Origin of the sequence: Kitasatospora sp. NPDC004799 (assembly GCF_040609095.1) — a bacterium.
In the GTDB taxonomy this organism is placed as follows: Bacteria; Actinomycetota; Actinomycetes; order Streptomycetales; family Streptomycetaceae; genus Kitasatospora.
On the sequence record NZ_JBEXJK010000064.1, the window covers coordinates 1 to 20,625 of the forward strand.

Annotated in this window: 18 protein-coding genes and 1 tRNA gene; 8 read left to right on the forward strand and 11 right to left on the reverse strand. The window is 72.9% G+C overall.

Annotated features, from left to right (window positions below):
* Positions 1-147 precede the first annotated feature (147 nt).
* Together ABZW03_RS11445 and ABZW03_RS11450 are read left to right on the forward strand one after the other, a co-directional pair.
* Positions 148-336, forward strand: a complete 189-nt coding sequence (locus ABZW03_RS11445) for a helix-turn-helix domain-containing protein (RefSeq protein ID WP_355255079.1) — start codon at positions 148-150, stop codon at positions 334-336.
* Positions 336-1,469, forward strand: coding sequence for a site-specific integrase (locus tag ABZW03_RS11450; protein ID WP_355255082.1), 1,134 nt, complete (start codon positions 336-338; stop codon positions 1,467-1,469). Before ABZW03_RS11445 ends, ABZW03_RS11450 begins: the two co-directional genes overlap by 1 nt.
* Before the next feature lie 55 nt (positions 1,470-1,524).
* Here the strand turns inward: ABZW03_RS11450 and ABZW03_RS11455 are convergent.
* Positions 1,525-1,599 (reverse strand) — tRNA-Val (locus ABZW03_RS11455).
* A gap of 343 nt (positions 1,600-1,942) precedes the next feature.
* On the opposite strand from ABZW03_RS11455, the gene ABZW03_RS11460 reads away from it, so the two are divergent.
* Positions 1,943-3,352: a hypothetical protein gene (locus ABZW03_RS11460; RefSeq protein WP_355255085.1), complete on the forward strand. Its 1,410-nt coding sequence runs from the start codon at positions 1,943-1,945 to the stop codon at positions 3,350-3,352.
* A gap of 86 nt (positions 3,353-3,438) precedes the next feature.
* Complete coding sequence (locus ABZW03_RS11465) at positions 3,439-3,660, forward strand: zinc ribbon domain-containing protein (protein WP_355255088.1); 222 nt, start codon at positions 3,439-3,441, stop codon at positions 3,658-3,660.
* 17 nt (positions 3,661-3,677) lie between these two features.
* Here ABZW03_RS11465 and ABZW03_RS11470 read toward each other — a convergent pair whose 3' ends face one another.
* From ABZW03_RS11470 to ABZW03_RS11480, 3 genes are all read right to left on the reverse strand, one after another.
* Positions 3,678-4,511 carry an HAD family hydrolase gene (locus tag ABZW03_RS11470; RefSeq protein WP_355255091.1) on the reverse strand — a complete coding sequence of 278 codons (834 nt, stop codon included), beginning with the start codon at positions 4,509-4,511 and terminating at the stop codon, positions 3,678-3,680.
* Positions 4,511-6,991 (reverse strand): phosphoribosyltransferase, encoded by a 2,481-nt coding sequence (locus ABZW03_RS11475; protein ID WP_355255094.1) that lies wholly within the window; start codon positions 6,989-6,991, stop codon positions 4,511-4,513. The genes ABZW03_RS11470 and ABZW03_RS11475 overlap by 1 nt, the downstream gene beginning before the upstream one ends.
* 93 nt (positions 6,992-7,084) lie before the next feature.
* A complete protein-coding gene (locus tag ABZW03_RS11480) occupies positions 7,085-8,293 on the reverse strand; it encodes an HpcH/HpaI aldolase/citrate lyase family protein (RefSeq protein WP_355255097.1) in 1,209 nt (402 codons plus the stop codon).
* Between the two features lie 358 nt (positions 8,294-8,651).
* On the opposite strand from ABZW03_RS11480, the gene ABZW03_RS11485 reads away from it, so the two are divergent.
* Positions 8,652-9,821: a TerD family protein gene (locus ABZW03_RS11485; protein WP_355255100.1), complete on the forward strand. Its 1,170-nt coding sequence runs from the start codon at positions 8,652-8,654 to the stop codon at positions 9,819-9,821.
* A gap of 96 nt (positions 9,822-9,917) precedes the next feature.
* Here ABZW03_RS11485 and ABZW03_RS11490 read toward each other — a convergent pair whose 3' ends face one another.
* Positions 9,918-10,658, reverse strand: a complete 741-nt coding sequence (locus ABZW03_RS11490) for a Tellurium resistance (RefSeq protein ID WP_355255103.1) — start codon at positions 10,656-10,658, stop codon at positions 9,918-9,920.
* A gap of 340 nt (positions 10,659-10,998) precedes the next feature.
* Between ABZW03_RS11490 and ABZW03_RS11495 the strand changes: the two genes are divergently transcribed.
* Entirely contained in the window at positions 10,999-12,165 is a 1,167-nt protein-coding gene (locus tag ABZW03_RS11495) for a DUF2637 domain-containing protein (protein WP_355255106.1), read from the forward strand.
* Between the two features lie 88 nt (positions 12,166-12,253).
* Here ABZW03_RS11495 and ABZW03_RS11500 read toward each other — a convergent pair whose 3' ends face one another.
* The 5 genes from ABZW03_RS11500 to ABZW03_RS11520 all read right to left on the reverse strand — a co-directional run bounded on the left by ABZW03_RS11500 (position 12,254) and on the right by ABZW03_RS11520 (position 16,299).
* Complete coding sequence (locus tag ABZW03_RS11500; protein ID WP_355255109.1) at positions 12,254-13,348, reverse strand: DUF475 domain-containing protein; 1,095 nt, start codon at positions 13,346-13,348, stop codon at positions 12,254-12,256.
* A 147-nt stretch (positions 13,349-13,495) separates the two neighbouring features.
* The gene (locus ABZW03_RS11505; protein ID WP_355255111.1) at positions 13,496-14,074 is read right to left on the reverse strand and encodes a TerD family protein; all 579 of its coding nucleotides are present in this window, start codon (positions 14,072-14,074) and stop codon (positions 13,496-13,498) included.
* A gap of 227 nt (positions 14,075-14,301) precedes the next feature.
* Positions 14,302-14,877: a TerD family protein gene (locus ABZW03_RS11510; RefSeq protein ID WP_355255114.1), complete on the reverse strand. Its 576-nt coding sequence runs from the start codon at positions 14,875-14,877 to the stop codon at positions 14,302-14,304.
* A 221-nt stretch (positions 14,878-15,098) separates the two neighbouring features.
* A complete protein-coding gene (locus ABZW03_RS11515; RefSeq protein ID WP_355255117.1) occupies positions 15,099-15,557 on the reverse strand; it encodes a peroxiredoxin in 459 nt (152 codons plus the stop codon).
* A 298-nt stretch (positions 15,558-15,855) separates the two neighbouring features.
* Complete coding sequence (locus ABZW03_RS11520; protein ID WP_355255119.1) at positions 15,856-16,299, reverse strand: DUF3052 domain-containing protein; 444 nt, start codon at positions 16,297-16,299, stop codon at positions 15,856-15,858.
* 517 nt (positions 16,300-16,816) lie between these two features.
* Here ABZW03_RS11520 and aceE point away from each other — a divergent pair.
* A complete protein-coding gene (aceE, locus tag ABZW03_RS11525; protein WP_355255122.1) occupies positions 16,817-19,567 on the forward strand; it encodes a pyruvate dehydrogenase (acetyl-transferring), homodimeric type in 2,751 nt (916 codons plus the stop codon).
* An 89-nt stretch (positions 19,568-19,656) separates the two neighbouring features.
* On the opposite strand, the gene ABZW03_RS11530 is transcribed toward aceE, so the two are convergent.
* Positions 19,657-20,022, reverse strand: a complete 366-nt coding sequence (locus ABZW03_RS11530) for a MerR family transcriptional regulator (protein ID WP_355255125.1) — start codon at positions 20,020-20,022, stop codon at positions 19,657-19,659.
* A gap of 69 nt (positions 20,023-20,091) precedes the next feature.
* On the opposite strand from ABZW03_RS11530, the gene ABZW03_RS11535 reads away from it, so the two are divergent.
* Entirely contained in the window at positions 20,092-20,541 is a 450-nt protein-coding gene (locus ABZW03_RS11535) for a nitroreductase/quinone reductase family protein (protein WP_355255128.1), read from the forward strand.
* The last annotated feature ends 84 nt before the right edge of the window (positions 20,542-20,625 follow it).

Consider the following 20,625-nt stretch of genomic DNA (forward strand, 5'->3'; position numbering starts at 1 on the left):
CCGCTACCGCTACCCAATCCGCTACCAAAAACATGCCCCTGACCAGGGAGGTAGCGGCAGTAGCGGCAGTAGCGGATCCCAGAGAAGGAAGGGGCGGAGCCCAAGCTCCGCCCCTTTTTCTGTGCCCTGCATCCCGGGAGTCGCCCAATGGCTACCGCCATCCCCGAAGCCCTGACCGTACCCGAGGTCATGGCCGCACTCCGGATGAGCCGCAGCAAGGTCTACGACCTCATCCGCTCCAAGAAGCTCGGCACCATCACCGAGGGGCGGTCCCGCCGCATCCCGGTCGAGTGCCTCGCCACGTACATCCGCTCCAAGATCGAGGAGAACGCCTGATGGCGAAGCGCAACCCGAACGGCGCTGGCACCGTGACCAAGCGCAAGGACGGCCGATACCAGGCCGCCGTCTACGTCCCGCAGCCCGACGGAACGATGGCCCGCAAGTTCGTCTACGGGAAGACCTGGGACGAGTGCGACGACAAGCGCAAGGAGCTGGTGGCCCGCGCCAAGCAGGGCATCGCGACCCCGACTCGCTCGGCCAAGCTCTCCGAGTGGCTGCCGTACTGGCTGGAGCACTTCATCAAGCCCCAGCGGAAGAAGACCACGCAGGCCAAGTACGAGACGCACGTGCGCCTCTACCTGGTCCCCCTGCTCGGCTCCAAGGGTCTGGAGTCGCTGAGCCCGCGCGACGTCCGGACGTTCCTGGCGAAGGTCACCAAGCAGTCCAGCGCCGCCACCGCGAAGGAGTCGCACCGGGTGCTCCGCTCGGCGCTGAGCGCCGCGTGCCGGGACGAGCTGATCGTGCGGAACGTCGCGATGCTGGTCCCGCCGCCCCGGGTGACGAGCCGTGAGATCAAGCCGTGGACGCTCGACCAGACGCTCACCTTCCTCTCGGCCGCCCGCACCGATCCGCTCTACGCCGCCTTCGTGCTGGCCATCGCGCTCGGCATGCGGCGCGGTGAGATCGTCGGGCTCCGCTGGTCGGAGGTCGACCTCGACCACCGGGTCCTGGTCGTCCGCGAGCAGGTGCAGCGTGTCCGGGGCGAGCTGTACGCGGACACCACGAAGAGCGGGAAGCGCCGGCCGGTGCCGCTCCCCCGGATCTGCGTGGCGGCACTTCGCTGGCACCGGATGCGGCAGGACGAGGCCCGGCGCGCGGCCGGGGAGAAGTGGGAGGAGAGCGGCTACATCTTCACCACCCGGACCGGCCGCCCGATCGAGCCGACCAACCTCTACCGCTCGTTCGTCCGGGTGTCCAAGGCCGCCGAGGTCCCGGCCATCCGGCTGCACGACACCCGGCACGGGTGCGCGACGCTGCTCGTGGCGTGCGGCGTGCCGCCCCGGGTAGTGATGGAGATCCTCGGACACAGCCAGATCGGGCTGACGATGAACGTCTACACCCACGTCACGCAGGACACCCAGCGGGAGGCCCTCGGCAACATGGACCGGCTGCTCAAGCGGCGCCACTGATGTCAGCCTGAGATGTCAAATGCCCCGGACCATGATCGGTCCGGGGCATCTGTGCTGGTGGGCGCGGACGGTTTCGAACCGCCGACATCTGCTTTGTAAGAGCAGCGCTCTACCACTGAGCTACGCGCCCCCTGCCGCGGCCCGGTGGGCGCACGACGAGTGCCTAGGGTACCTGGTCCCGGGGGGTGGTGTGGGACGGGAGGCGGTGGGGCGCCGGGTGGACGGGCGGAGCTCGGCGGGCCCCGAGGGCAGGGCCGGGCGGTGGGGGCCCCGCGGGCGGGGCAGGGAACGAGCCCGGAGGTGGGTCCGGATCCAGACAGGGCCCCGTGGGCGAGGCGGAGGGCGGGGCCCGGCGGGCAGGGCCGGGTCGGGGCGAGCGCCGGGCGAGGCGGCGCAGCGGGCGGCCCGGGCGGGGGCTGAGCGCGGCGGGTGGGGTGGGAGGGGGTGACGGGCCGGTGGGGGGATCGGGGAGAATGGGGGCCGGATCAGCGGGTCGGAGCAGGGAGCGCGCAGTGACGGTGGCCGGCGGGAGCGGGCGGGGGCGGCGTCGGGCGGGGAGTGCGCTGGCCGACGCGTTGGTGTTGCCGGTGGTGCTGGCGGGCGCTCTGGGGGCGTTCGGGCTGGCCTCGGCCGGGAGCTCCGGCTGGTGGGGCCGGCGCGGCGGCGGTGAGGGCGGACGGGCGCAGGCCCGGGAGGCCCGGGCGGCGGCCCAGGAGGCGTTCTACGAGCTGGAGGAGACCCAGCGCGAGGTCCAGCTCGCGGTGGAGACGGTCCGCGCGGCCGAGGAGGGCGGGACGGCGCAGCGCGCGCTGGCCGACCTGGCGGCGATCTCCGGCCGGGTCGACCAGGTCACCGTGAACTACCTCGCCGCGCTCGACGCCCACAACCTGGACGCGGAGACCCTGGACGCGGGCACGGCCGCGCAGGCCAAGCGCCAGCTGGAGGACGTGAAGGGCCAGCTCGGCTCGGCCCGGGCGGAGCTGAACGACTTCCTGCGCCGCCTGCAGCCAGCCGTCGAGCACGCCGAGCAGCAGCTGATGCGGGTCACCCCGGCGGTCGAGCAGGCCAAGCGCGCCCTGCTCGCGGCCACCACCGCGCTGGACGAGGCGCGCGGCGCCGGCCTGCGGGCGGACGACCTGGCGGCCCGGCTGGCCGAACTGGCGCCCGAGCTCGGTCGGCTGAACGAGGGCCCGGCCCGGCACGGGGTCGCCGACACCCTGCGGCGCGCGGACGACGTGAAGCACCGCGCCGAGGCGATCGCCGCCGACGCCGGGCAGCTGCCGGAGCGGGCGCGGGAGCTCGACCGGCGGGTGGCGAGCCTGCGGACCCGCATCCAGGCGCTGGAGACCAAGGCCGAGACGGTCCCGCCCGCCCTGAGCGAGCTGCGCCGCCGGTTCAGCACCGCCTGCTGGCAGGACCTCCAGCGGGTCCCGGACCAGGTCGCGGAGACCGGCCACGCCGCCGAGCGCAAGCTCGCCGAGGCCGCCCTGGCCCGGGACGAGCAGCGCTGGGCGGACGCCACGGCCGCGATCGGCACGGTCCGCGCGCTGCTGGAGACCGCCGACGGCTCGGTGCTCGCGGTGAACGACCGGCTGCGGCAGCTGAACGAGGTGCAGCACGACCCCCACCGGGAGATCGAGCGCGCCCGCTTCGCGATCCGGGACGCGCAGCGGCTGGCGATGGCCGGGCGCAGCGCGCCGGACCCGCGGCACGCCGCCCCGCTGGACGAGGCGGTGGCCCGGCTGGACCGCGCGGTGGCCGCGCTGGAGGCGGCCGGCCGGCACCCCGACTACTGGCACTTCCTGACCGAACTCGCGGCGGTGCGGGAGACGGCGGCACGGGTGATCGAGCTGATCCGCGGGGACCTCGGCGGCCACCGGTAGGACCACGGGCACCGCACCGGAACCGAGACCGGACCCGAGACCGGAACCGAGCGACGGCGGACACCCCCGCTGGGTACCCTGCGGGTATGCCTCGCTACGACTTCCGCTGCCGCTCCTGCGGCGCCACCTTCGAGCTCCGCCGCCCGATGGCCCAGGCCAACGACCCCGCCGTCTGCCCGCAGGGCCACGGGGACACCGTGAAGCTGCTGTCCACCGTCGCCGTCACGGGCGGCGCGGCCGCCGCCCCGCAGGCCCCCACCGGAGGCGGGGGCGGGGGCGGTTGCTGCGGCGGCGGCTGCTGCGGCTGACCGGGCCCCGCCCGCGATCAGACCCCGGCCGGCACGGCCGAAGCCCCCGCCAGGAACCGCCGGACGATCTCCTCCCCCGCCGTCACCCCCACCTCCGTCAGGGCGGTGACGCCGGGGGCCGTCCAGCCGCTGTCCGCGAGCTCGCCGTGCCCGGGGCGCCAGGCCGCGTCCGCGGCGAGCAGCAGGTCCGCGTCGAGCAGCGAGTCCCCGGCCGCCAGGACGGTGTCGGCGCCGCTGCGCCGGACCACCTCGGCCAGCGCGGCGCTCTTGGTGAGCGGCGCGGGCACCGCGTACACCTTGCGGCCCTGCAGGGAGACCGTCCAGCCGCGCTCGGCGCACCAGCCGGTCAGCTCCGCCAGCCAGCCCTCCGGCAGCGCGGCGCGCTCGACCACCAGGTAGGCGAACAGCTCGTCGGCGACCTTCCGCTTGTGGGTCCACTCCGGGTCGGCGCACAGGGCGAGCCGCCGGGTCACCTCCTCCAGCGGGGCCGAGCCGGCGGCGATCCGCGCGGTGATCTCGGCCCGCCAGTCGCCGTCCGGAACGCCGTCCACCAGCAGCTGCCCGCCGTTGGCGCAGATCGCGTACGCGGGGACCCGGTCCGGCGCCGGGCCGGGCAGGTGGACCCGTCCGTACTGCTCCGGCGTCCGGGTGGTGGCCGGGACGAAGCAGGCCTGCCGGGCGAGTTCGGCGAGCAGCCCGGCGGCCTGCTCGGTCATGAAGGACAGCGGTCTGCCCTGGTACACCTCGACGCAGAGCAGCCGCGGCGCGTGCCCGTCGGGCGCGGCCAGGGCCATGGCCTGCTCGGAGTAGATCAGCGTCCGGTCGAGGTCGCTCGCCACCAGAACACCCATCAGGAATCCCTCCCCGTCGTCTCGGTCACGGCGTGCCCGTCGGTCACGGACCGCCCGTCGCCCCCGGTCGCCCCGCGGCTGTAGCGGGGGTGGATCAGGCCGACGCAGGTGTACGGCAGACCGTCCACCTCCTCGACCCCGACGCCGCGCTGGGCGGCGAGCAGCCGGACGTGGTCGAGGTCGGCGCCGGCGCCGCGCCGGGCGAGGATCCGCCAGGGGACGCGGCGCAGCAGCACCCGGGTGGTCTCGCCGACGCCGGGCTTGACCAGGTTGACGTTGTCGATGCCGTACTCGGCGCTGATCCGCTCGACGGCGGCCAAGCCGGCCCAGTCGGGCGCCCGGTGCGGGTCCGCGGCGAGCCGGTCGGCGCCCTCGACGGCTGCCGCGCGGACCTCGCCGAAGCGGGCGGCCACCGCCTCCAGGAAGGCCGCCGAGACGTCGCTGCCGACCAGTTCGGCGTAGTGCTTGGCGCCGTGGAAGTCGTCCGGCCCGATCAGCCCGGCCCGCAGCACGGTGCGCGAAACCAGGCCGGAGACCGTGGAGTTGAGGCAGGCGGACGGGATCAGGAAGTCGTCCCGGGTGCCGTACGTCCGCACGCAGCGGCCCGGGTCGGCGAGCACGGCGAGGTCCGGGTCGAAGTCGGTGCCGGCCAGCGCGTCGGCGAGTTCGCGGGTGATCGCGCCCTTGCCGGTCCAGCCGTCCACGAACACCACGTCCCGCGCCCGGTGGTGGGCCGCCAGGTACCGCAGCGCGACCGGGTCGATGCCGCGCCCGCGCACGATCGACACCGCGTAGTGCGGCACGGACAGGCCGTGCGCGAAGGCCAGCCAGCGGCGGACCAGGATGCCGACGGGCGTGCCGGCCCGGGCCAGCGAGGCGAGCACCAGCCCGGGGCCGCGCTCGCGCAGCAGCGTCTCGGCGACGGTGCCGACGGCGAGCGCGATCCGGCCGGCGGAGCCGCGCAGCGCCTCGTGGAACAGCTGCTGGTACTCGGGGCTCGGCTGGTACTCGACCGGCAGCGACTCGGCGTAGTGCGCGCCGCCGCTCTGGACGGCCTCCTCGCGCTCCTCGGTGGGCGCTTCGAGCGCGACCCCGGAGAGGTCCTTGAGCAGCCAGGCCACCTCCTCGGCCGGGTACGAGGAGAACGCCGGCCCGTACAACGGCGCGGGCAGCGAAGCGGGTACGGACGGCGGAACCGGCACCGGCCGGTGCGAGGGCAGCACCGCGAGCACCACCCGGTCGGTCACCTGCCGCAGCTGCCCGAGCAGCGCCCGCTCGCCCTGGTGCAGCGCCGGGGTGTCGGCCACGTCGTCCACCACCAGCACCACGGCGTCGAAGCGGCGCGCCGGGTCGCTGCCGGGGGCGACGTTGTACGCGTAGCGCTCGGACGACCCGCCGTCCTGCGGGTCGTCGTGGGCCGGGAAGGCGAGCCGGGTGCGGATGGCATAGCCGGGGTCGTCCACCGCCAGGACGGGCGAGCGGGTGGTGGTGGAGAACCGGACGCGGTCGCCGCCGAGCCGCTCGCCGAGGGCCTCCGCCAGGCGCATCGGCGCGTACATCAACTCCTCGCAGCCGAGCACCAGCACCCGCCGCACCCCGCCGGGCAGGGCCTCGGCGAGCTGCCCGGCCAGCCGGGGCAGCGCGGCGTCGAGCCGGGCGCGGTCGCGGGCGGTGAAGCCGTGCCGGCCGCCGTCCGGGAGCCCGGCGGGCCAGTCCAGCTCGGCCCTGACCAGCGGCGCGGCGGCCACCGCCGGGGGCGCCTCGGCCGGCACCGCTTCGGCGATCAGCCGCTCGGCCCGCGCCACCACGTCCGCCGGCAGCTCGACGCCGCCGCTGACGGTGGCCACCAGGTCCAGCCGGACGCCGAGTTCGGCGGCGGTCCGGTCGAGCCGCGACCGGTCGGCCGCGGAGCGCAGGTCGACCAGGGCGACCACCACGTAGTGCCCGCGCGGGTGGCGGGCGTGCAGGTCGCGGATGGTGTTGAGCACCGTCTGCCCGGTCGAGAACTCGTCGTCCACCAGCACCAGCGGCCCGTCGCCGGTGAGCAGCGCGGGATCGGCCGGGAGCAGCAGGTGGGTGGTGGCGTGCGAGTGCTCCTCCTCGAAGCCGCCGAGCGAGGGGATCCCGGGGACCGGCCGACGGGTGGAGTGCAGGTACGGGGCGTCCAGGCCGTCGGCGACGCTGTGGCCGAGGCCGGTGGCGGTCTCCGCGTAGCCGAGCACGACGGCCCGGGCGGCCGCCTGCGCGCCGAGCAGTTCGCGGACCCGGCGGCCGAGTTCGAGGCCGGTGCCGTGGACCACCCCGGGCCGCTGGGGCACGTGCTTGCCGAGCACGTTGGAGACCAGCAGGTGGGCCCGCTTCGGGTTGCCGGACCGGAGGGCCAGGCCGACGAGTTCGGGGAGGCGCGCGGAGCCGGTCAGCGCGATCCCGGCCCGGTCGGCGACCCAACGGCCGGTCCATGTCTGCGGTGTTGCTGTCACTGCGGGTCCTGCCTTCGATGGTGCGATGGTGCGTTCGTCATATCCGCGCTACGGAAACCGGGGGGAACGGCCCGGGCTCGGCCCCGGGAACAGTCAGTCGCACAGACAGGCCGACAGCAGTTCCGCGAAGCTCACGTCCTCCCGGGCCACCCCGAACACCTCCGCCCGCAGCAGGACCCGCTCCGCCCAGGCCCGGTGCGGCCGGGCCTCGTTCATCTTGTTGGTGTACGCCGAGCGCAGTACCCCGCCGCCGTCCTGCTCCTGCCGGAGGATGTCGCGGGCGTCGCAGTACTCCTCGTGCGTGACCACGGAGAGGGCGTGCACGGCCGGCACGTGGCTGGGGTGGATGCAGGTCTTGCCCAGCAGGCCGTTGGCCCGGTCGAGCTCGACCTCCCGGATCAGCCCGTCCAGGTCGTGGTCGATGATCCGCCGGCGGACCTCCTCGCCGGAGGCCCGGAGCGACCCGGTCGCGGCGGGGACGGACGCCCCGGCGAACGGGGTCCGGCGCAGCTGCGGCTTGAACATCCGCTCCTGCACCGGGAAGTACTCCCAGACCGGCCCGGTGACGGTGTACCCGGTGCCGTCCGCCCGGCCGAGCACGTTGACCACGTCCCCGATCACCCCCGCGACCAGCGCCACGTCGTACGCGGTGAGGTCGGGCGAGCGCCGCAGGCCGTACGCGGAGCAGAGGTCGGTCACGCCGAGCCGGACGGCGAGCACCCGCTCGCGGTGGCGGGCGAGCAGCTCGGCGATGCCGAAGAGCTGGTCCCGCCTGGTCTCCAGGTGGGCGAGCTCGGGCGACTCCAGGACGGGCATGGCGAACAGCCGCCGCCCGGTCGCGGCCTCGGCGGCGGCCAGCGCGGCGAGGTACTCGGCGCCGTTCGCGGGGGTGAACTTCGGCAGCACGAAGCCGCTGAGCAGTTCGACGGCCGGTCCGAGGCGCTCGGCGAGGTCGAGGATCTGGGCGGCGGCACGGACCCGGATGAAGAGGAGGGGATGACTCCGTGCACAGTCGGTGAAATCCTTGACCAGGTCAGTCAACTGCTCGACCAGGTTCCGCTCGCCCGCGTCCACCTCGTGGTCGGCGATCGCGTCCTCCAGGCAGAGCACCATCGACACCACGCCCCGACCAGCGAGTTTGCGGATGTCGGCGGCCAGGGCGGGCCTGGTGGCCGGGCTGTAGAGGGTGCCGCCGAGCGCGGTGGCGAGCACCGACGGCTCGCTCCGCGCGCTGAACGGGCGCGGCTGTTCCAGGAAGAGCCGGTCGCGTACGTCCTCGGCGAGGTGGCCGAAATGCCGCAAGGTGCTCTCCTCCAGGAAGTGGACCGGCCTCCGGCCCGTTGCCGACGACACCCTGGTCAACCGGCCGACCGGGCGCCATGGTTCCCGGGACGCCTCCACCGGACGCCCCTCCGTCGAACCCCCCGGGGACCTTACGACCGCCCATCGTACGGACGGGATCCGGCCGGTCCCGGTTCCCCCGCACTGAACTCCCGGAACATCCCGGTCCACTTGGACGATCACGGGCGCGACGGGCCCCGAACCTCGGAAACGACGGCGGCAAACCTCGGAAAGCGCAAGTCTTGGCAAAGTCCGATCCGGCGCGGACCGGTCCGGTCACGTTGTCCGAAGGGGTGGCGAACAGGCAGGATGGTCGGCTATGACGCACGTGATGGCCAAGGGCGCCAACATCGCACTGCCGGCGGCGGCGGTCCGCGCCGTGCTGCGCTGGAGCGCCACGCCCGGTGCGCCGGACGTGGACGCGTCCGCGCTGCTGCTCGGCGCCACCGGCAAGGTCCGCTCGGACGCCGACTTCGTCTTCTACAACCAGCCCCGCCACCCCTCCGGACTGGTCCGCCACCTGCCCAAGCAGCAGACCTCCGGCGGCGCCGAGATCATCGACACGGTCGAGGTCGAGCTGGGCAAGCTGCCCGCCGACGTGGACCGCGTGGTGCTGGCCGGCTCCTCCGAGGGCGGGCCGTTCCGCGCGGTGCCGGGGCTGCGCCTGCTGCTCTTCGACGCCACGGCCGGCGAGGGCGCGCCCGCGCTCGCCGAGTTCCGGATCGACGACGCCGAGAACGTCACCGCCCTGGTCGCGGGCGAGCTGTACCGCCGCTCCGGGGCCTGGAAGTTCCGGGCCATCGGCCAGGGCTACACCTCCGGACTGATCGGGCTCGCCACCGACTTCGGCATCACCGTGGACGACGCGGAGGCCGAGCAGGCCCAGGCACCCGGGCCCGCCGCCACCCCGTCCGGCCCGCTCGACCCGCGCAGCACCCCGCTGCCGGACCCGCGCTCGACCGCCCCCGAGCCGGGCACCTTCACGCTGGCCCCGGCCGTCCCGCAGCCGGCGCCCGCACCGGCCGCCCCGGCCCAGGCCGCCGCTCCGGCCCAGACCCAGGCCCAGGCCCCGGCCACCGCCGCCGCGAGCGCCGCGCCCGCCCCGGCAACCCCGCCGCCGCCCGCGAACCCACCGACCCTGCCCCCGCCGCCCACCGCTCCCCCGGGCCACCAGCCCGGCACCGGCTACGGCTACCCGCACCAGCCCGGACCGGCGTACGGCCACCCCCAGCAGCAGCCCGGCGGCTACGGCTACCCGCAGCCGGGCACCGGCCAGCAGCCCTACCAGCAGCAGCCGGGTGGTTACGGCTACCCCCGGCCGAACCAGCCCGTCCCGCAGCAGCAGCGCCCCGCCGGCTACGGCTACCCGCACCCCGGCACCGGCCAGCAGCCGCCCGTCCCGCCGCAGCCGCCGACGGCCCAGCCCCCGGCGCCCACCGGCGAGGAGTTCGCGCTGCCCCCGCAGGGCCCGCAGTTCCAGCCCCGCTGACGCCCCCGGCGGGGCCGCCCGGCCCCGCCGCAGGACCGCCGGGCGCGATGAGACCGCCGGCCGCGACAAGACGCCGACCGCCGCGGGACGGGGCCGTCAGTCGCCCTTGTACCCGCGCTGCCACTGCATCCCGAACCCGTACAGCCGGTCGATGTCCGCCTGGAACCCGTTGACGTACCGCACCTCGCGGCGCACCGTCAGCTGGTTGTCCCCCGCGTTCTCGATCAGCACCACCGCGCAGGAGCGCGCCGCCCGGGCCCGCTCGTCCAGCTTGATCTCGATCCGCGGCCCGGTCTGCGGCACGATCGTGACCACCGCGTTCGACTGCTCGAAGGCCGGCGTGCCGTCGTAGATGTAGACGAAGATCAGCAGCCGCTTGAACTTGTCCTTCTTCTCGAGGTTGACGTACATCGTCTCGCCGGACGGCGCCCCGTACTGGTCGTCGCCGCTGAGCTTGACGTACGGCGCGTTCTGGAGGTCGCCGAACAGCCCGCCGAGCGGCTGCACCACGCCCGTGCTCCCGTCGGACAGCTCGTACATGCAGGCCAGGTCGAGGTCGACGTTGGTCGGCTCGCTGCCCTGCGGCGAGTCCGGCTCCAGCGGCCGCAGGATCCGCGGGCTGAAGAACCGCTTGACGGAGTCCCGGGCGCTCGGCCGGGGGCCGCCCCCGGCGCTCATCGTCCAGTGCAGGTTGACGTAGAGGTAGCCGGTGGTGGCCGCCGACCCGGTGATCGCGTGCTGCGGGGACGACTTGGTGAGTATGACCTTGTGCTGACCGCCGGGGTTGTCGAAGGTGTAGCTCCTGTCCCCGCGCAGGTACTGCCAGATCGAGACCATGCCGTCCTCTCCCCCTGCTCCCGCCAGGCGTTCTGACGGTCCGCCGACCAATGATCGGGCATCGGCCCGGCCTCCGGATACCCCGTCCGGTCCTTCCCCTACCCCACCGGGGCCAACCGGCGGGTCGATTGGCCGGAGGAAGCCGCCCTCCCGTAACATGCCGCCCCTTCGGACGCGATATCGTCTAGCCGCACAGGCGTCCCGCCCGCCCCTGCGCGAGCGCGGCGGGCATGCCGTGCGGCGACGAACGAACCGTCAGGCGGTGCCCGCACGACCGGTCCTGACCGCCTGTGTCGCGCTGTGATCCTGTCCCCTGCGGAAACCCGAGGCCCGACCCGCAATGAACCTGACCTCCATACAGCTGGTCTGGACCGTCGTCGGCGGCGCAGCACTGCTGTTCGTCGCCGTCCTGGTGGCGACGCTGCGCTTCAAGAGCTCGAAGAAGGACGAGTCCGGCGACTCCTGGGAGCGCAGCGAGGAGCGCCGCCGGCGCAAGGAGATGATCTACGGCATCTCCTCGTACACGCTGCTGTTCTGCTGCGCCGGCGTCGCCGCCGCGCTCTCCTTCCACGGCCTGGTCGGCTTCGGCAAGGAGAACCTGGGCCTGTCCGGCGGCTGGGAGTACCTCGTCCCGTTCGGTCTGGACGGCGCCGCGATGTTCTGCTCGGTGCTCGCCGTCCGCGAGGCCAGCCACGGCGACGCCGCGCTCGGCTCGCGCCTGCTGGTCTGGGTGTTCGCGATCGCCTCGGCCTGGTTCAACTGGGTGCACGCCCCGCGCGGCGTGTCGCACGACGGCGCCCCGCAGTTCTTCTCCGGCATGTCGATCTCGGCGGCGATCCTGTTCGACCGGGCGCTCAAGCAGACCCGCAAGGCCGCGCTGCGCGAGCAGGGCCTGGTGCCCCGCCCGCTGCCGCAGATCCGCATCGTCCGCTGGCTGCGCGCCCCGCGCGAGACCTACGCGGCCTGGTCGCTGATGCTGCTGGAGAACGTCCGCAGCCTGGACGAGGCGGTCGAGGAGGTGCGCGAGGAGCGCCAGGCGAAGCTGGACGCCAAGGCCCGCGCCCGGACCGCCGACCGCCGCGAGCGGGCCGAGCTGAAGGCCATCTCCCGCCAGGGCGGCATGCTCGCCCGGACCCGCGGCGGCCGCCAGGTGCCCGCCCTCACGGCTGCCGGAGACGGCCCGAGCGCTACGGAGCCTGCCCTAGCCGCGGGATCCGACGCCACCACCCCGACCTCCGCCCCGTCCTCGTCCTCCTCGTCCTCGCGCCGGTCCGCCGACCCGCTCGAACCGGCCGCCCTGGACGCCGGCCGCCGCCCGCGCGCCGCGGTCGGCTCCTCGTACTCGTCCTCCTACTCGTCCTCGTACTCGTCCTCGTCGGTCTCCGGCACCGGGTCGTCCCGCAGCGACTCGGCCATCGACCTGACGGCCGACGACGACACCCTGTCGATGCCGAAGCTGGACTCGCTGGAGCGCAAGCTGCGCGCGATCGAGCAGCAGCTCGGCTGACCCCGGCGCCCCACAGGTGGGGACAACGGAACGGCCGCCCCCGGGAGACCCCGGAGGCGGCCGTTCCGCTTGCCTGGGAACTACTGGACTACTTGCCGGTGCCGACCAGCTCCGGCTCCTCGTTCGCACCCTCGCGCCGGTTGCGCAGGATCGACGAGCCGAGCGCCAGCCCGATGAAGGCGACGCCGATCAGGCCGGTGACGATCTCCGGGATGTGGTACTTGATCCCGACCATCAGGATCACCGCCAGCGCGCCGATCGCGTAGTGCGCGCCGTGCTCCAGGTAGACGTAGTCGTCCAGGGTGCCCTTGCGGACCAGGAAGACGGTCAGCGAGCGGATGTACATCGCGCCGATGCCCAGGCCCAGGGTGATCTGGAAGATGTCGCTGGAGATGGCGAACGCGCCGACCACGCCGTCGAAGGAGAACGAGGCGTCCAGGACCTCCAGGTAGAGGAAGAGGAAGAACGCGGCCTTGCCGCCGACCTGGACGATCGACTTGCCGGCCTTCTCCGCCGCCTCCTCGCGCTCCTCCTCGGCCTCCAGGCCCGACTCGAAGATCGAGGAGAGGCCGTTGACGGCGAGGTAGGTGACCAGGCCGAGGACGCCGGCGAGCAGAACGGTTTCCGCGTGCTCCTCGGCGAAGAAGTTGGAGGCGAGCAGCAGGGCGACCAGGGCGACGACGCTGGAGAAGGCCTCCAGCTTGCCGACCTTCTCCAGCGGGCGCTCGATCCAGGCCAGCCAGTTGTAGTCCTTCTCCTCGAAGATGAAGTCGAGGAAGATCATCAGCAGGAAGACGCCGCCGAAGGCCGCGATGGCCGGGTTGGCCGCCTCCAGGTACTGGCCGTAGGTGAGGCCCTCGTGGGTCTTGTCGGAGTGCAGCGCGAGGTCGATGACCGTCGTGGGGGTGAGCTTCGCGGTGAGGCCGACGACCAGCAGCGGGAAGACCAGGCGCATGCCGAAGACCGCGATGAGCACACCGACGGTCAGGAAGATCTTCTGCCAGTACGGGTTCATCCGCTTCAACACCGTGGCGTTGACCACCGCGTTGTCGAACGACAGGGAGATCTCCAGGATGGAGAGGATCAGCACGATGCCGAAGCCTTGGGCTCCCCAGAGCAGTCCGGCCGCGACCAGGCCGATGGCGGTGATCGCGAACGACCAGCCGAATGTGCGGAGGAACACGGGAGTTGGCTACCTTTCGGGTTCTGGCCGTGTCGGGGGCCGCCTCGTCCCCGAGCCGCCCTGACCGGGCCGGGCCCGGTCAGGTCACCCCCGCACCGCCCTCAGTTCTCATGATCGGGTCGGGTGCGACAAGTCGGATTTCCGCCCTTACTGTACGTTCACGCCGAAGTCGAGCGCGATGCCACGCAGGCCGGAGGCGTACCCCTGGCCCACCGCGCGGAACTTCCACTCGCCCGCGTAGCGGTACAGCTCGCCGAAGATCATCGCAGTCTCGCTGGACGCGTCCTCGGACAGGTCGTAGCGGGCGACCTCCTGGCCGTCGACCGAGTTGACGACCCGGATGTAGGCGTTGCGGACCTGACCGAAGTTCTGGAGCCGCGCCTCGGCCTCGTAGATCGAGACCGCGAAGACCACCTTGTCGGCCTGCACCGGGACGAGGTCCAGGTTGACCAGGACCACCTCGTCGTCACCCGTGTCGTCGCCGCCGGTGAGGTTGTCGCCCTGGTGCTCCACCGAGCCCTCGGGGCTCTTGAGGTTGTTGTAGAAGACGAAGTACTCGTCGCCGAGCACTCGTCCGCCACCGCAGAGCAGGGCGCTCGCGTCGAGGTCGAACGGGGCGCCCGTGGTCGAACGGGCGGACCAGCCGAGGCCGATCTGGACCTGCGTCAGGTTCGGCGCGGCCTTGGTGAGCGAGACGTTGCCGCCCTTGGCGAGCGTGACCACCATGACGTTCTTCCTCCCTTGCTTCTCCCGGGGCGCCATCCAGGTGTAATCCCCCGCGGCCCCGGCCGACCGGCTCCGGTCGGCTGAACTTCCTGAACTCACATCCTCGCAGCGCGACGGACCGGCTCCGCACCGGGGCGGACGGAACCGGGGCGGCCCCGGACCGCGGAGGTCCGGGGCCGCCCCGGGAGTACGGCGCGAAGCCCGCGCCGCAGGGTGCCGGCGAGGGCTCAGACGTTGACGCCGAAGTCCTGCGCGATGCCGCGCAGGCCGGAGGCGTAGCCCTGGCCGATGGCGCGGAACTTCCACTCGGCGCCGTTGCGGTACAGCTCGCCGAAGACCATCGCGGTCTCGGTGGAGGCGTCCTCGGAGAGGTCGTAGCGGGCCAGCTCCGTGTTGTCGGCCTGGTTCACCACGCGGATGAACGCGTTGCGCACCTGGCCGAAGTTCTGGCCGCGGGTCTCGGCGTCGTAGATCGACACCGGGAAGACGATCTTGTCCACGTCCGCCGGCACGCCGACCAGGTTGACCTTGATCGCCTCGTCGTCGCCCTCGCCCGCACCGGTCAGGTTGTCGCCGGTGTGCTCGACCGAGCCGTCCGGGCTCTTCAGGTTGTTGAAGAACACGAAGTTGCCGTCCGAGGCGACCTTGCCCTGGGCGTTGCACAGCAGGGCGCTGGCGTCCAGGTCGAAGTCCGCACCGGTGGTGGTCCGGACGTCCCAGCCCAGACCGACGAGCACGGCGGTGAGGCCCGGTGCCTCCTTGGTGAGCGAGACGTTGCCGCCCTTGCTGAGGCTGACTCCCACTAGTCCTCCAAGAATCGGGAGGCACGTCCAGTGGTGCCCCCGGTGGTGCGGTCCGGGGCGTCGGGAGGCCCATCGGCCCCCGCACCCCACTCCGCCAACGGCCCGAGCGTAGTACGGGGTTCCCGTCCGCACCCCTGATCAGGCCGGACACGTCCCCACGGCACCCGGCCGGCGGGTGCCCGCGAGGGCGCGGCGGACCGCCCGGGGCCCGGAGCGGGGCCTCAGAGCCCCGCGAGGACCTTCAGGTACTCCCGCTCGTCCCGGGCGTCCGGGAGGCCGTTGACGACGCTCCAGCGCACCGTGCCCGCGGTGTCGACCACGAAGGTCCCGCGCAGCGGGCAGCCCCGCTCCTCGTCCAGGACGCCGTACGCCCGGGCGACCTCGCCGTGCGGCCAGAAGTCGGCCAGCAGCGGGAAGTCGAGGCCCTCCCGGTCGGCGAACACCCGCTGGGAGAACTGCGAGTCGCAGGACAGGCCGAGCACCTGCACGGTGTCGTTCTGCAGGCCCGCCAGCTCCCGCTGGATCGCGCCCAGCTCGCCGGTGCAGACGCCGGTGAAGGCGAACGGGTAGAAGACCAGGACGACGTTCTTCGCGCCGCGGAAGTCGGAGAGCCGGACGGCCTCGCCGTGCTGGTTGCTGAGCTCGAAGTCCGGAGCCTGGGAGCCGACCTCGATGGCCATGGACGGGACCTTTCTGACGCGACCGCGCCGCGCGGCGGGCGCGGCAGGGCACATCCTCGCATCCGCTTACGGCCGTTCCGCCGAACGGATGAGGCGGGCGGCCGCGGCCCCGTCCCGTTCGCCGTCCGCGAACGCTCCGGCGGGCCGTCCCGGGGCGCCGGCCGCGGACGCGGGACCGGCCCGACGGGCGCGGTCGGCCGGGGGCTCCGGGCACGGTCGGCCGGGGCGCCGGACATGCCGCGGGCCCCACCGGAGGGGGTTCCTCCGACGGGGCCCGAGACGGGGCTTCAGGGCCCGATCAGCGCTTGCCGCCGCCCTTCGGCGGCGTGGACTTGGTCGCCAGCCGGGTGGCCGCCCAGTCCTTGACGATGTTGATCGAGCTGGTCTGGGAGAGGCCCGCGGTCTTGGCCGCGTCGCTGATGTCGGAGGCCTCGATGTGGCCGTCACGCCCGGTCTTGGGCGTCATCAGCCAGATCAGGCCGCCCTCAGCGAGGTACTCCAGCGCGTCGACGAGGGCGTCGGTGAGGTCCCCGTCGTCGTCGCGGTGCCACAGCAGGACGGCGTCGGCGACGTCGTCGTAGTCCTCGTCGACGAGTTCCTCACCGGTGATCTCCTCGATGCCCTCGCGGAGGTCCTGGTCGGTGTCTTCGTCGTACCCCAGCTCCTGGACGATCTGGCCCTCTTCGAAGCCGAGACGGGTCGCCGGGTTGGACTTGTCCGCGGGGTCCGCGGTCGCGCTCACGGGAATAACCTCCAGTATTCGGCTCGGCGTCCATGCCGAGGCTGTGGCCGTAGTCCACACGGGCGCGGCGGTTCGCGCAAGTACCCGACCCCCGATCCCCTCCAAAGGTTGACGTGTCGCAGCGGGACACGCCGCGCGGCGTGGCGGGAATCACACCGATTTGCCCTTTTCCGCATGCGCCGAGGATGCTTCGGGTGGTCCCGGCCCACAGGCCGTACGCGTGCCCGAGATGCGAACGGCATTCGGGGTCCGCGCGTGCGCGGGCGTAGAGTCTCCTGTTGGCCCTCACCCCGGCCGCCCGCCATCGGGCGGACGGGACACCAGGTCGGACCACCTCTTTTCGTAACACCCGGGGGTGTGCGGAGCGGACGAAGACGCCCGCACCGCACGCCGCCAGACCGGCCCGCCCACCAGACGGAACGGTTACCGATCGGTAGAGATGACGGATCTCCGAGCGCGGTAGCACGATGGAGGCGGCGCGACACACCTCAGTTTCGACCGACAGTGAAGGAACAGCGTGGCTTCCGGATCCGATCGCAACCCGATCATCATTGGCGGCCTTCCGAGTCAGGTCCCGGACTTCGATCCCGAGGAGACCGCGGAATGGCTGGAGTCGCTCGACGCGGCCATCGACGAGCGGGGGCGTGAGCGCGCCCGCTACCTGATGCTGCGGCTGATCGAGCGCGCCCGCGAGAAGCGTGTCGCCGTGCCCGAGATGCGCAGCACGGACTACGTCAACACCATCGCGACCAAGGACGAGCCGTTCTTCCCCGGCAACGAGGAGATCGAGCGGAAGATCCTCAACGCGACCCGGTGGAACGCGGCCGTCATGGTCTCCCGGGCGCAGCGCCCGGGCATCGGTGTCGGTGGCCACATCGCCACCTTCGCCTCCTCCGCGTCGCTGTACGACGTCGGCTTCAACTACTTCTTCCGCGGCAAGGACGCCGAGGGCGAGTCCGGCGACCAGGTCTTCTTCCAGGGCCACGCCTCGCCCGGCATCTACGCCCGCGCCTTCCTGCTGGACCGGCTCACCGAGCAGCAGCTCGACGCGTTCCGCCAGGAGAAGTCGAAGGCCCCGTACGGCCTCTCCAGCTACCCGCACCCGCGGCTGATGCCGGACTTCTGGGAGTTCCCGACCGTCTCGATGGGCCTCGGCCCGCTCGGCGCGATCTACCAGGCCCGGATGAACCGCTACCTGGAGCACCGCGGCATCAAGGACACCTCCGACTCGCAGGTCTACGCCTTCCTGGGCGACGGCGAGATGGACGAGCCCGAGTCGCTCGGCCAGCTGTCCCTGGCCGCCCGCGAGGGCCTGGACAACCTGACCTTCGTGGTCAACTGCAACCTCCAGCGCCTGGACGGCCCGGTCCGCGGCAACGGCAAGATCATCCAGGAGCTGGAGTCGCAGTTCCGCGGCGCCGGCTGGAACGTGATCAAGCTGGTCTGGGACCGCAGCTGGGACCCGCTGCTCGCGCAGGACCGCGACGGCATCCTGGTCAACAAGCTGAACACCACGGTGGACGGCCAGTTCCAGACCTACGCCACCGAGACCGGTGCGTACATCCGCGAGCACTTCTTCGGCGGCGACCTGCGCCTGCGCGCCATGGTCGAGAACATGACCGACCAGCAGATCCAGCACCTGGGTCGCGGCGGCCACGACCACAAGAAGATCTACGCGGCGTTCAAGGCGGCCCGCGAGCACAAGGGCCAGCCGACGGTCATCCTCGCCCAGACGGTCAAGGGCTGGACGCTGGGCCCCAACTTCGAGGGCCGCAACGCCACCCACCAGATGAAGAAGCTGACGGTCGAGGACCTGAAGCGCTTCCGCGACCGGCTGCACCTGCCGATCACCGACAAGCAGCTCGAGGACGGCCTCCCGCCGTACTACCACCCGGGCCGCGACTCGGAGGAGATCCAGTACATGCACGACCGCCGGGAGGAGCTCGGCGGCTACGTGCCGACCCGCAAGGTCCGCCCGCGGAAGCTGGAGCTGCCCGGCGACGACGCCTACAAGGCGGTCAAGAAGGGCTCCGGCAACCAGACCATCGCCACCACCATGGCGTTCGTCCGGCTGCTCAAGGACCTCATGCGGGACAAGGGCATCGGCAACCGCTTCGTGCCGATCGCGCCGGACGAGTACCGCACCTTCGGCATGGACTCGCTCTTCCCGTCGGCGAAGATCTACAACCCGCTCGGCCAGACCTACGAGTCGGTCGACCGGGACCTGCTCCTCGCCTACAAGGAGTCGCCGACCGGCCAGATGCTGCACGACGGCATCTCCGAGGCGGGCTGTACCGCCTCGCTGATCGCCGCCGGCTCGTCCTACGCCACCCACGGCGAGCCGCTGATCCCGGTGTACGTCTTCTACTCGATGTTCGGGTTCCAGCGCACCGGCGACCAGTTCTGGCAGATGGCCGACCAGCTGGCCCGCGGCTTCGTGCTGGGCGCCACCGCCGGCCGCACCACGCTGACCGGTGAGGGCCTGCAGCACGCCGACGGCCACTCGCACCTGCTGGCCTCGACCAACCCGGGCGTCGTCGCGTACGACCCGGCGTACGGCTTCGAGATCGCGCACATCGTCCAGGACGGTCTGCGCCGGATGTACGGCTCCAGCGAGGAGCACCCGCACGGCGAGGACGTGTTCTACTACCTCACCGTCTACAACGAGCCGATCAAGATGCCGGCCGAGCCCGAGAACGTGGACGTCGAGGGCATCCTCAAGGGTCTGCACAAGTACGCTCCGGGCACCGCCGGCCAGATCCCGGCCCAGATCCTCGCCTCCGGCGTGGCCGTGCCGTGGGCCCTGGAGGCCCAGCGCATCCTCGCCGAGGAGTGGAACGTCAAGGCCGACGTCTGGTCCGCGACCTCCTGGAACGAGCTGCGCCGCGACGCGGTGGAGGCCGAGGAGTTCAACCTGCTGCACCCCGAGGAGCAGCAGCGCGTGCCGTACGTCACCCAGAAGCTCCAGGGCGCCGAGGGCCCGGTCGTCGCGGTGTCCGACTGGATGCGCGCGGTGCCGGACCAGATCGCCCGCTGGGTGCCGGGTCAGTACCAGTCGCTGGGCGCCGACGGCTTCGGCTTCGCCGACACCCGTGGCGCGGCCCGTCGCTTCTTCCACATCGACGCGCAGTCGGTCGTCCTGGCGGTGCTCACCGAGCTCGCCAAGCAGGGCAAGATCGACCGCTCGGCGCTGAAGGACGCGATCGACCGCTACCAGCTGCTGGACGTGGCCGCGGCCGACCCGGGTGCCGCCGGCGGCGAGGCCTGATCGCCCGCTAGACACTGAAGGGCCGGACTCCCCTCGGGGGGTCCGGCCCTTCGGCGTGGTGGGCGCCCTGTGCTCCGGCCGGCGACCGCTCAGGCCGCCGTGCGCTCGCTCAGCTCCAGCAGCGCGGTCAGCGAGTCGCGGTTGCGCTGCAGCTCGGAGATCCGCTCGTTGACGCCGTCCAGCTGCCCTCGCAGGTACCGGCGGGTGCAGGCGGCCAGCGCCGGGACGTCGTCCGCGCCCACCCCCTCCACGCAGGGCAGCACCTCCCGGATCACCGCCGTCGGCAGGCCCGCCGCCAGCAGGTGCCGGATCCGGCGGACGGTCTCCGGGGCGTCCGCCGCGTACCGCCGGTGGCCGCCGCCCGGGCGCGCGCTGACCAGCAGCCCCTGCTCCTCGTAGTAGCGCAGCAGGCGCGGGCTGACCCCGGTCAGCCGGGACAGCTCCCCGATCTTCATGTGATCCCCCTCACATCCGCCGGGCTCGGCTTGAATGTCACATGGATGTCAGATCCTAACGTCGCTGCCATGACGAATCCGGTCCCGAACCCCCAGCACCCCGAACCCGCCGACGGCGCGGGTGAGTTCAACCGCCAGGTGATCGCCGAGTTCCGGACGAACGGGGGCGCGGTCACCGGCGGACTCGCCGACGCCACGCTGCTCCTGCTCACCGTGGTCGGCGCCCGCAGCGGCGAGCCGCGCACCACCCCGCTGGTCTACCTGGCGGACGGCGAGCGGCTGGTGGTCTTCGCCTCCAACGGCGGCAGCGCGACGGACCCGGTCTGGTACCGCAACCTGGTCGCCCGCCCGGAGGTCACCGTCGAGGTCGGGGCCGACCGCTACCCGGCGCTCGCGACCACCGTCGACCCGGCCGAGCACGAGGCGCTCTGGGCCCGCCAGATCGCCGCCCAGCCGCAGTTCGCCGGCTTCCGCTCGGAGGCCCGCACCGTCCCGCTGGTGGCGCTCACCCGCGCCTGACCGGCGGACGCACCCCCCGCCCGGGGAACCACGACGGCCCCGGACTCCAGCGAGTCCGGGGCCGTGGCGTTGCGCGGCTCGGCG

What these genes read in the sequence shown, in the direction of transcription:
- ABZW03_RS11445 (WP_355255079.1), top strand. Translation starts at nt 148, where the DNA reads ATGGCTACCGCCATCCCCGAAGCCCTGACCGTACCCGAGGTCATGGCC.
- ABZW03_RS11450 (WP_355255082.1), top strand. Translation starts at nt 336, where the DNA reads ATGGCGAAGCGCAACCCGAACGGCGCTGGCACCGTGACCAAGCGCAAG.
- ABZW03_RS11460 (WP_355255085.1), top strand. Translation starts at nt 1,943, where the DNA reads ATGGGGGCCGGATCAGCGGGTCGGAGCAGGGAGCGCGCAGTGACGGTG.
- ABZW03_RS11465 (WP_355255088.1), top strand. Translation starts at nt 3,439, where the DNA reads ATGCCTCGCTACGACTTCCGCTGCCGCTCCTGCGGCGCCACCTTCGAG.
- ABZW03_RS11470 (WP_355255091.1), bottom strand. Translation starts at nt 4,511, where the DNA reads ATGGGTGTTCTGGTGGCGAGCGACCTCGACCGGACGCTGATCTACTCC.
- ABZW03_RS11485 (WP_355255100.1), top strand. Translation starts at nt 8,652, where the DNA reads ATGACGCACGTGATGGCCAAGGGCGCCAACATCGCACTGCCGGCGGCG.
- ABZW03_RS11490 (WP_355255103.1), bottom strand. Translation starts at nt 10,658, where the DNA reads ATGGTCTCGATCTGGCAGTACCTGCGCGGGGACAGGAGCTACACCTTC.
- ABZW03_RS11495 (WP_355255106.1), top strand. Translation starts at nt 10,999, where the DNA reads ATGAACCTGACCTCCATACAGCTGGTCTGGACCGTCGTCGGCGGCGCA.
- ABZW03_RS11505 (WP_355255111.1), bottom strand. Translation starts at nt 14,074, where the DNA reads ATGGTGGTCACGCTCGCCAAGGGCGGCAACGTCTCGCTCACCAAGGCC.
- ABZW03_RS11515 (WP_355255117.1), bottom strand. Translation starts at nt 15,557, where the DNA reads ATGGCCATCGAGGTCGGCTCCCAGGCTCCGGACTTCGAGCTCAGCAAC.
- ABZW03_RS11530 (WP_355255125.1), bottom strand. Translation starts at nt 20,022, where the DNA reads ATGAAGATCGGGGAGCTGTCCCGGCTGACCGGGGTCAGCCCGCGCCTG.
- ABZW03_RS11535 (WP_355255128.1), top strand. Translation starts at nt 20,092, where the DNA reads ATGACGAATCCGGTCCCGAACCCCCAGCACCCCGAACCCGCCGACGGC.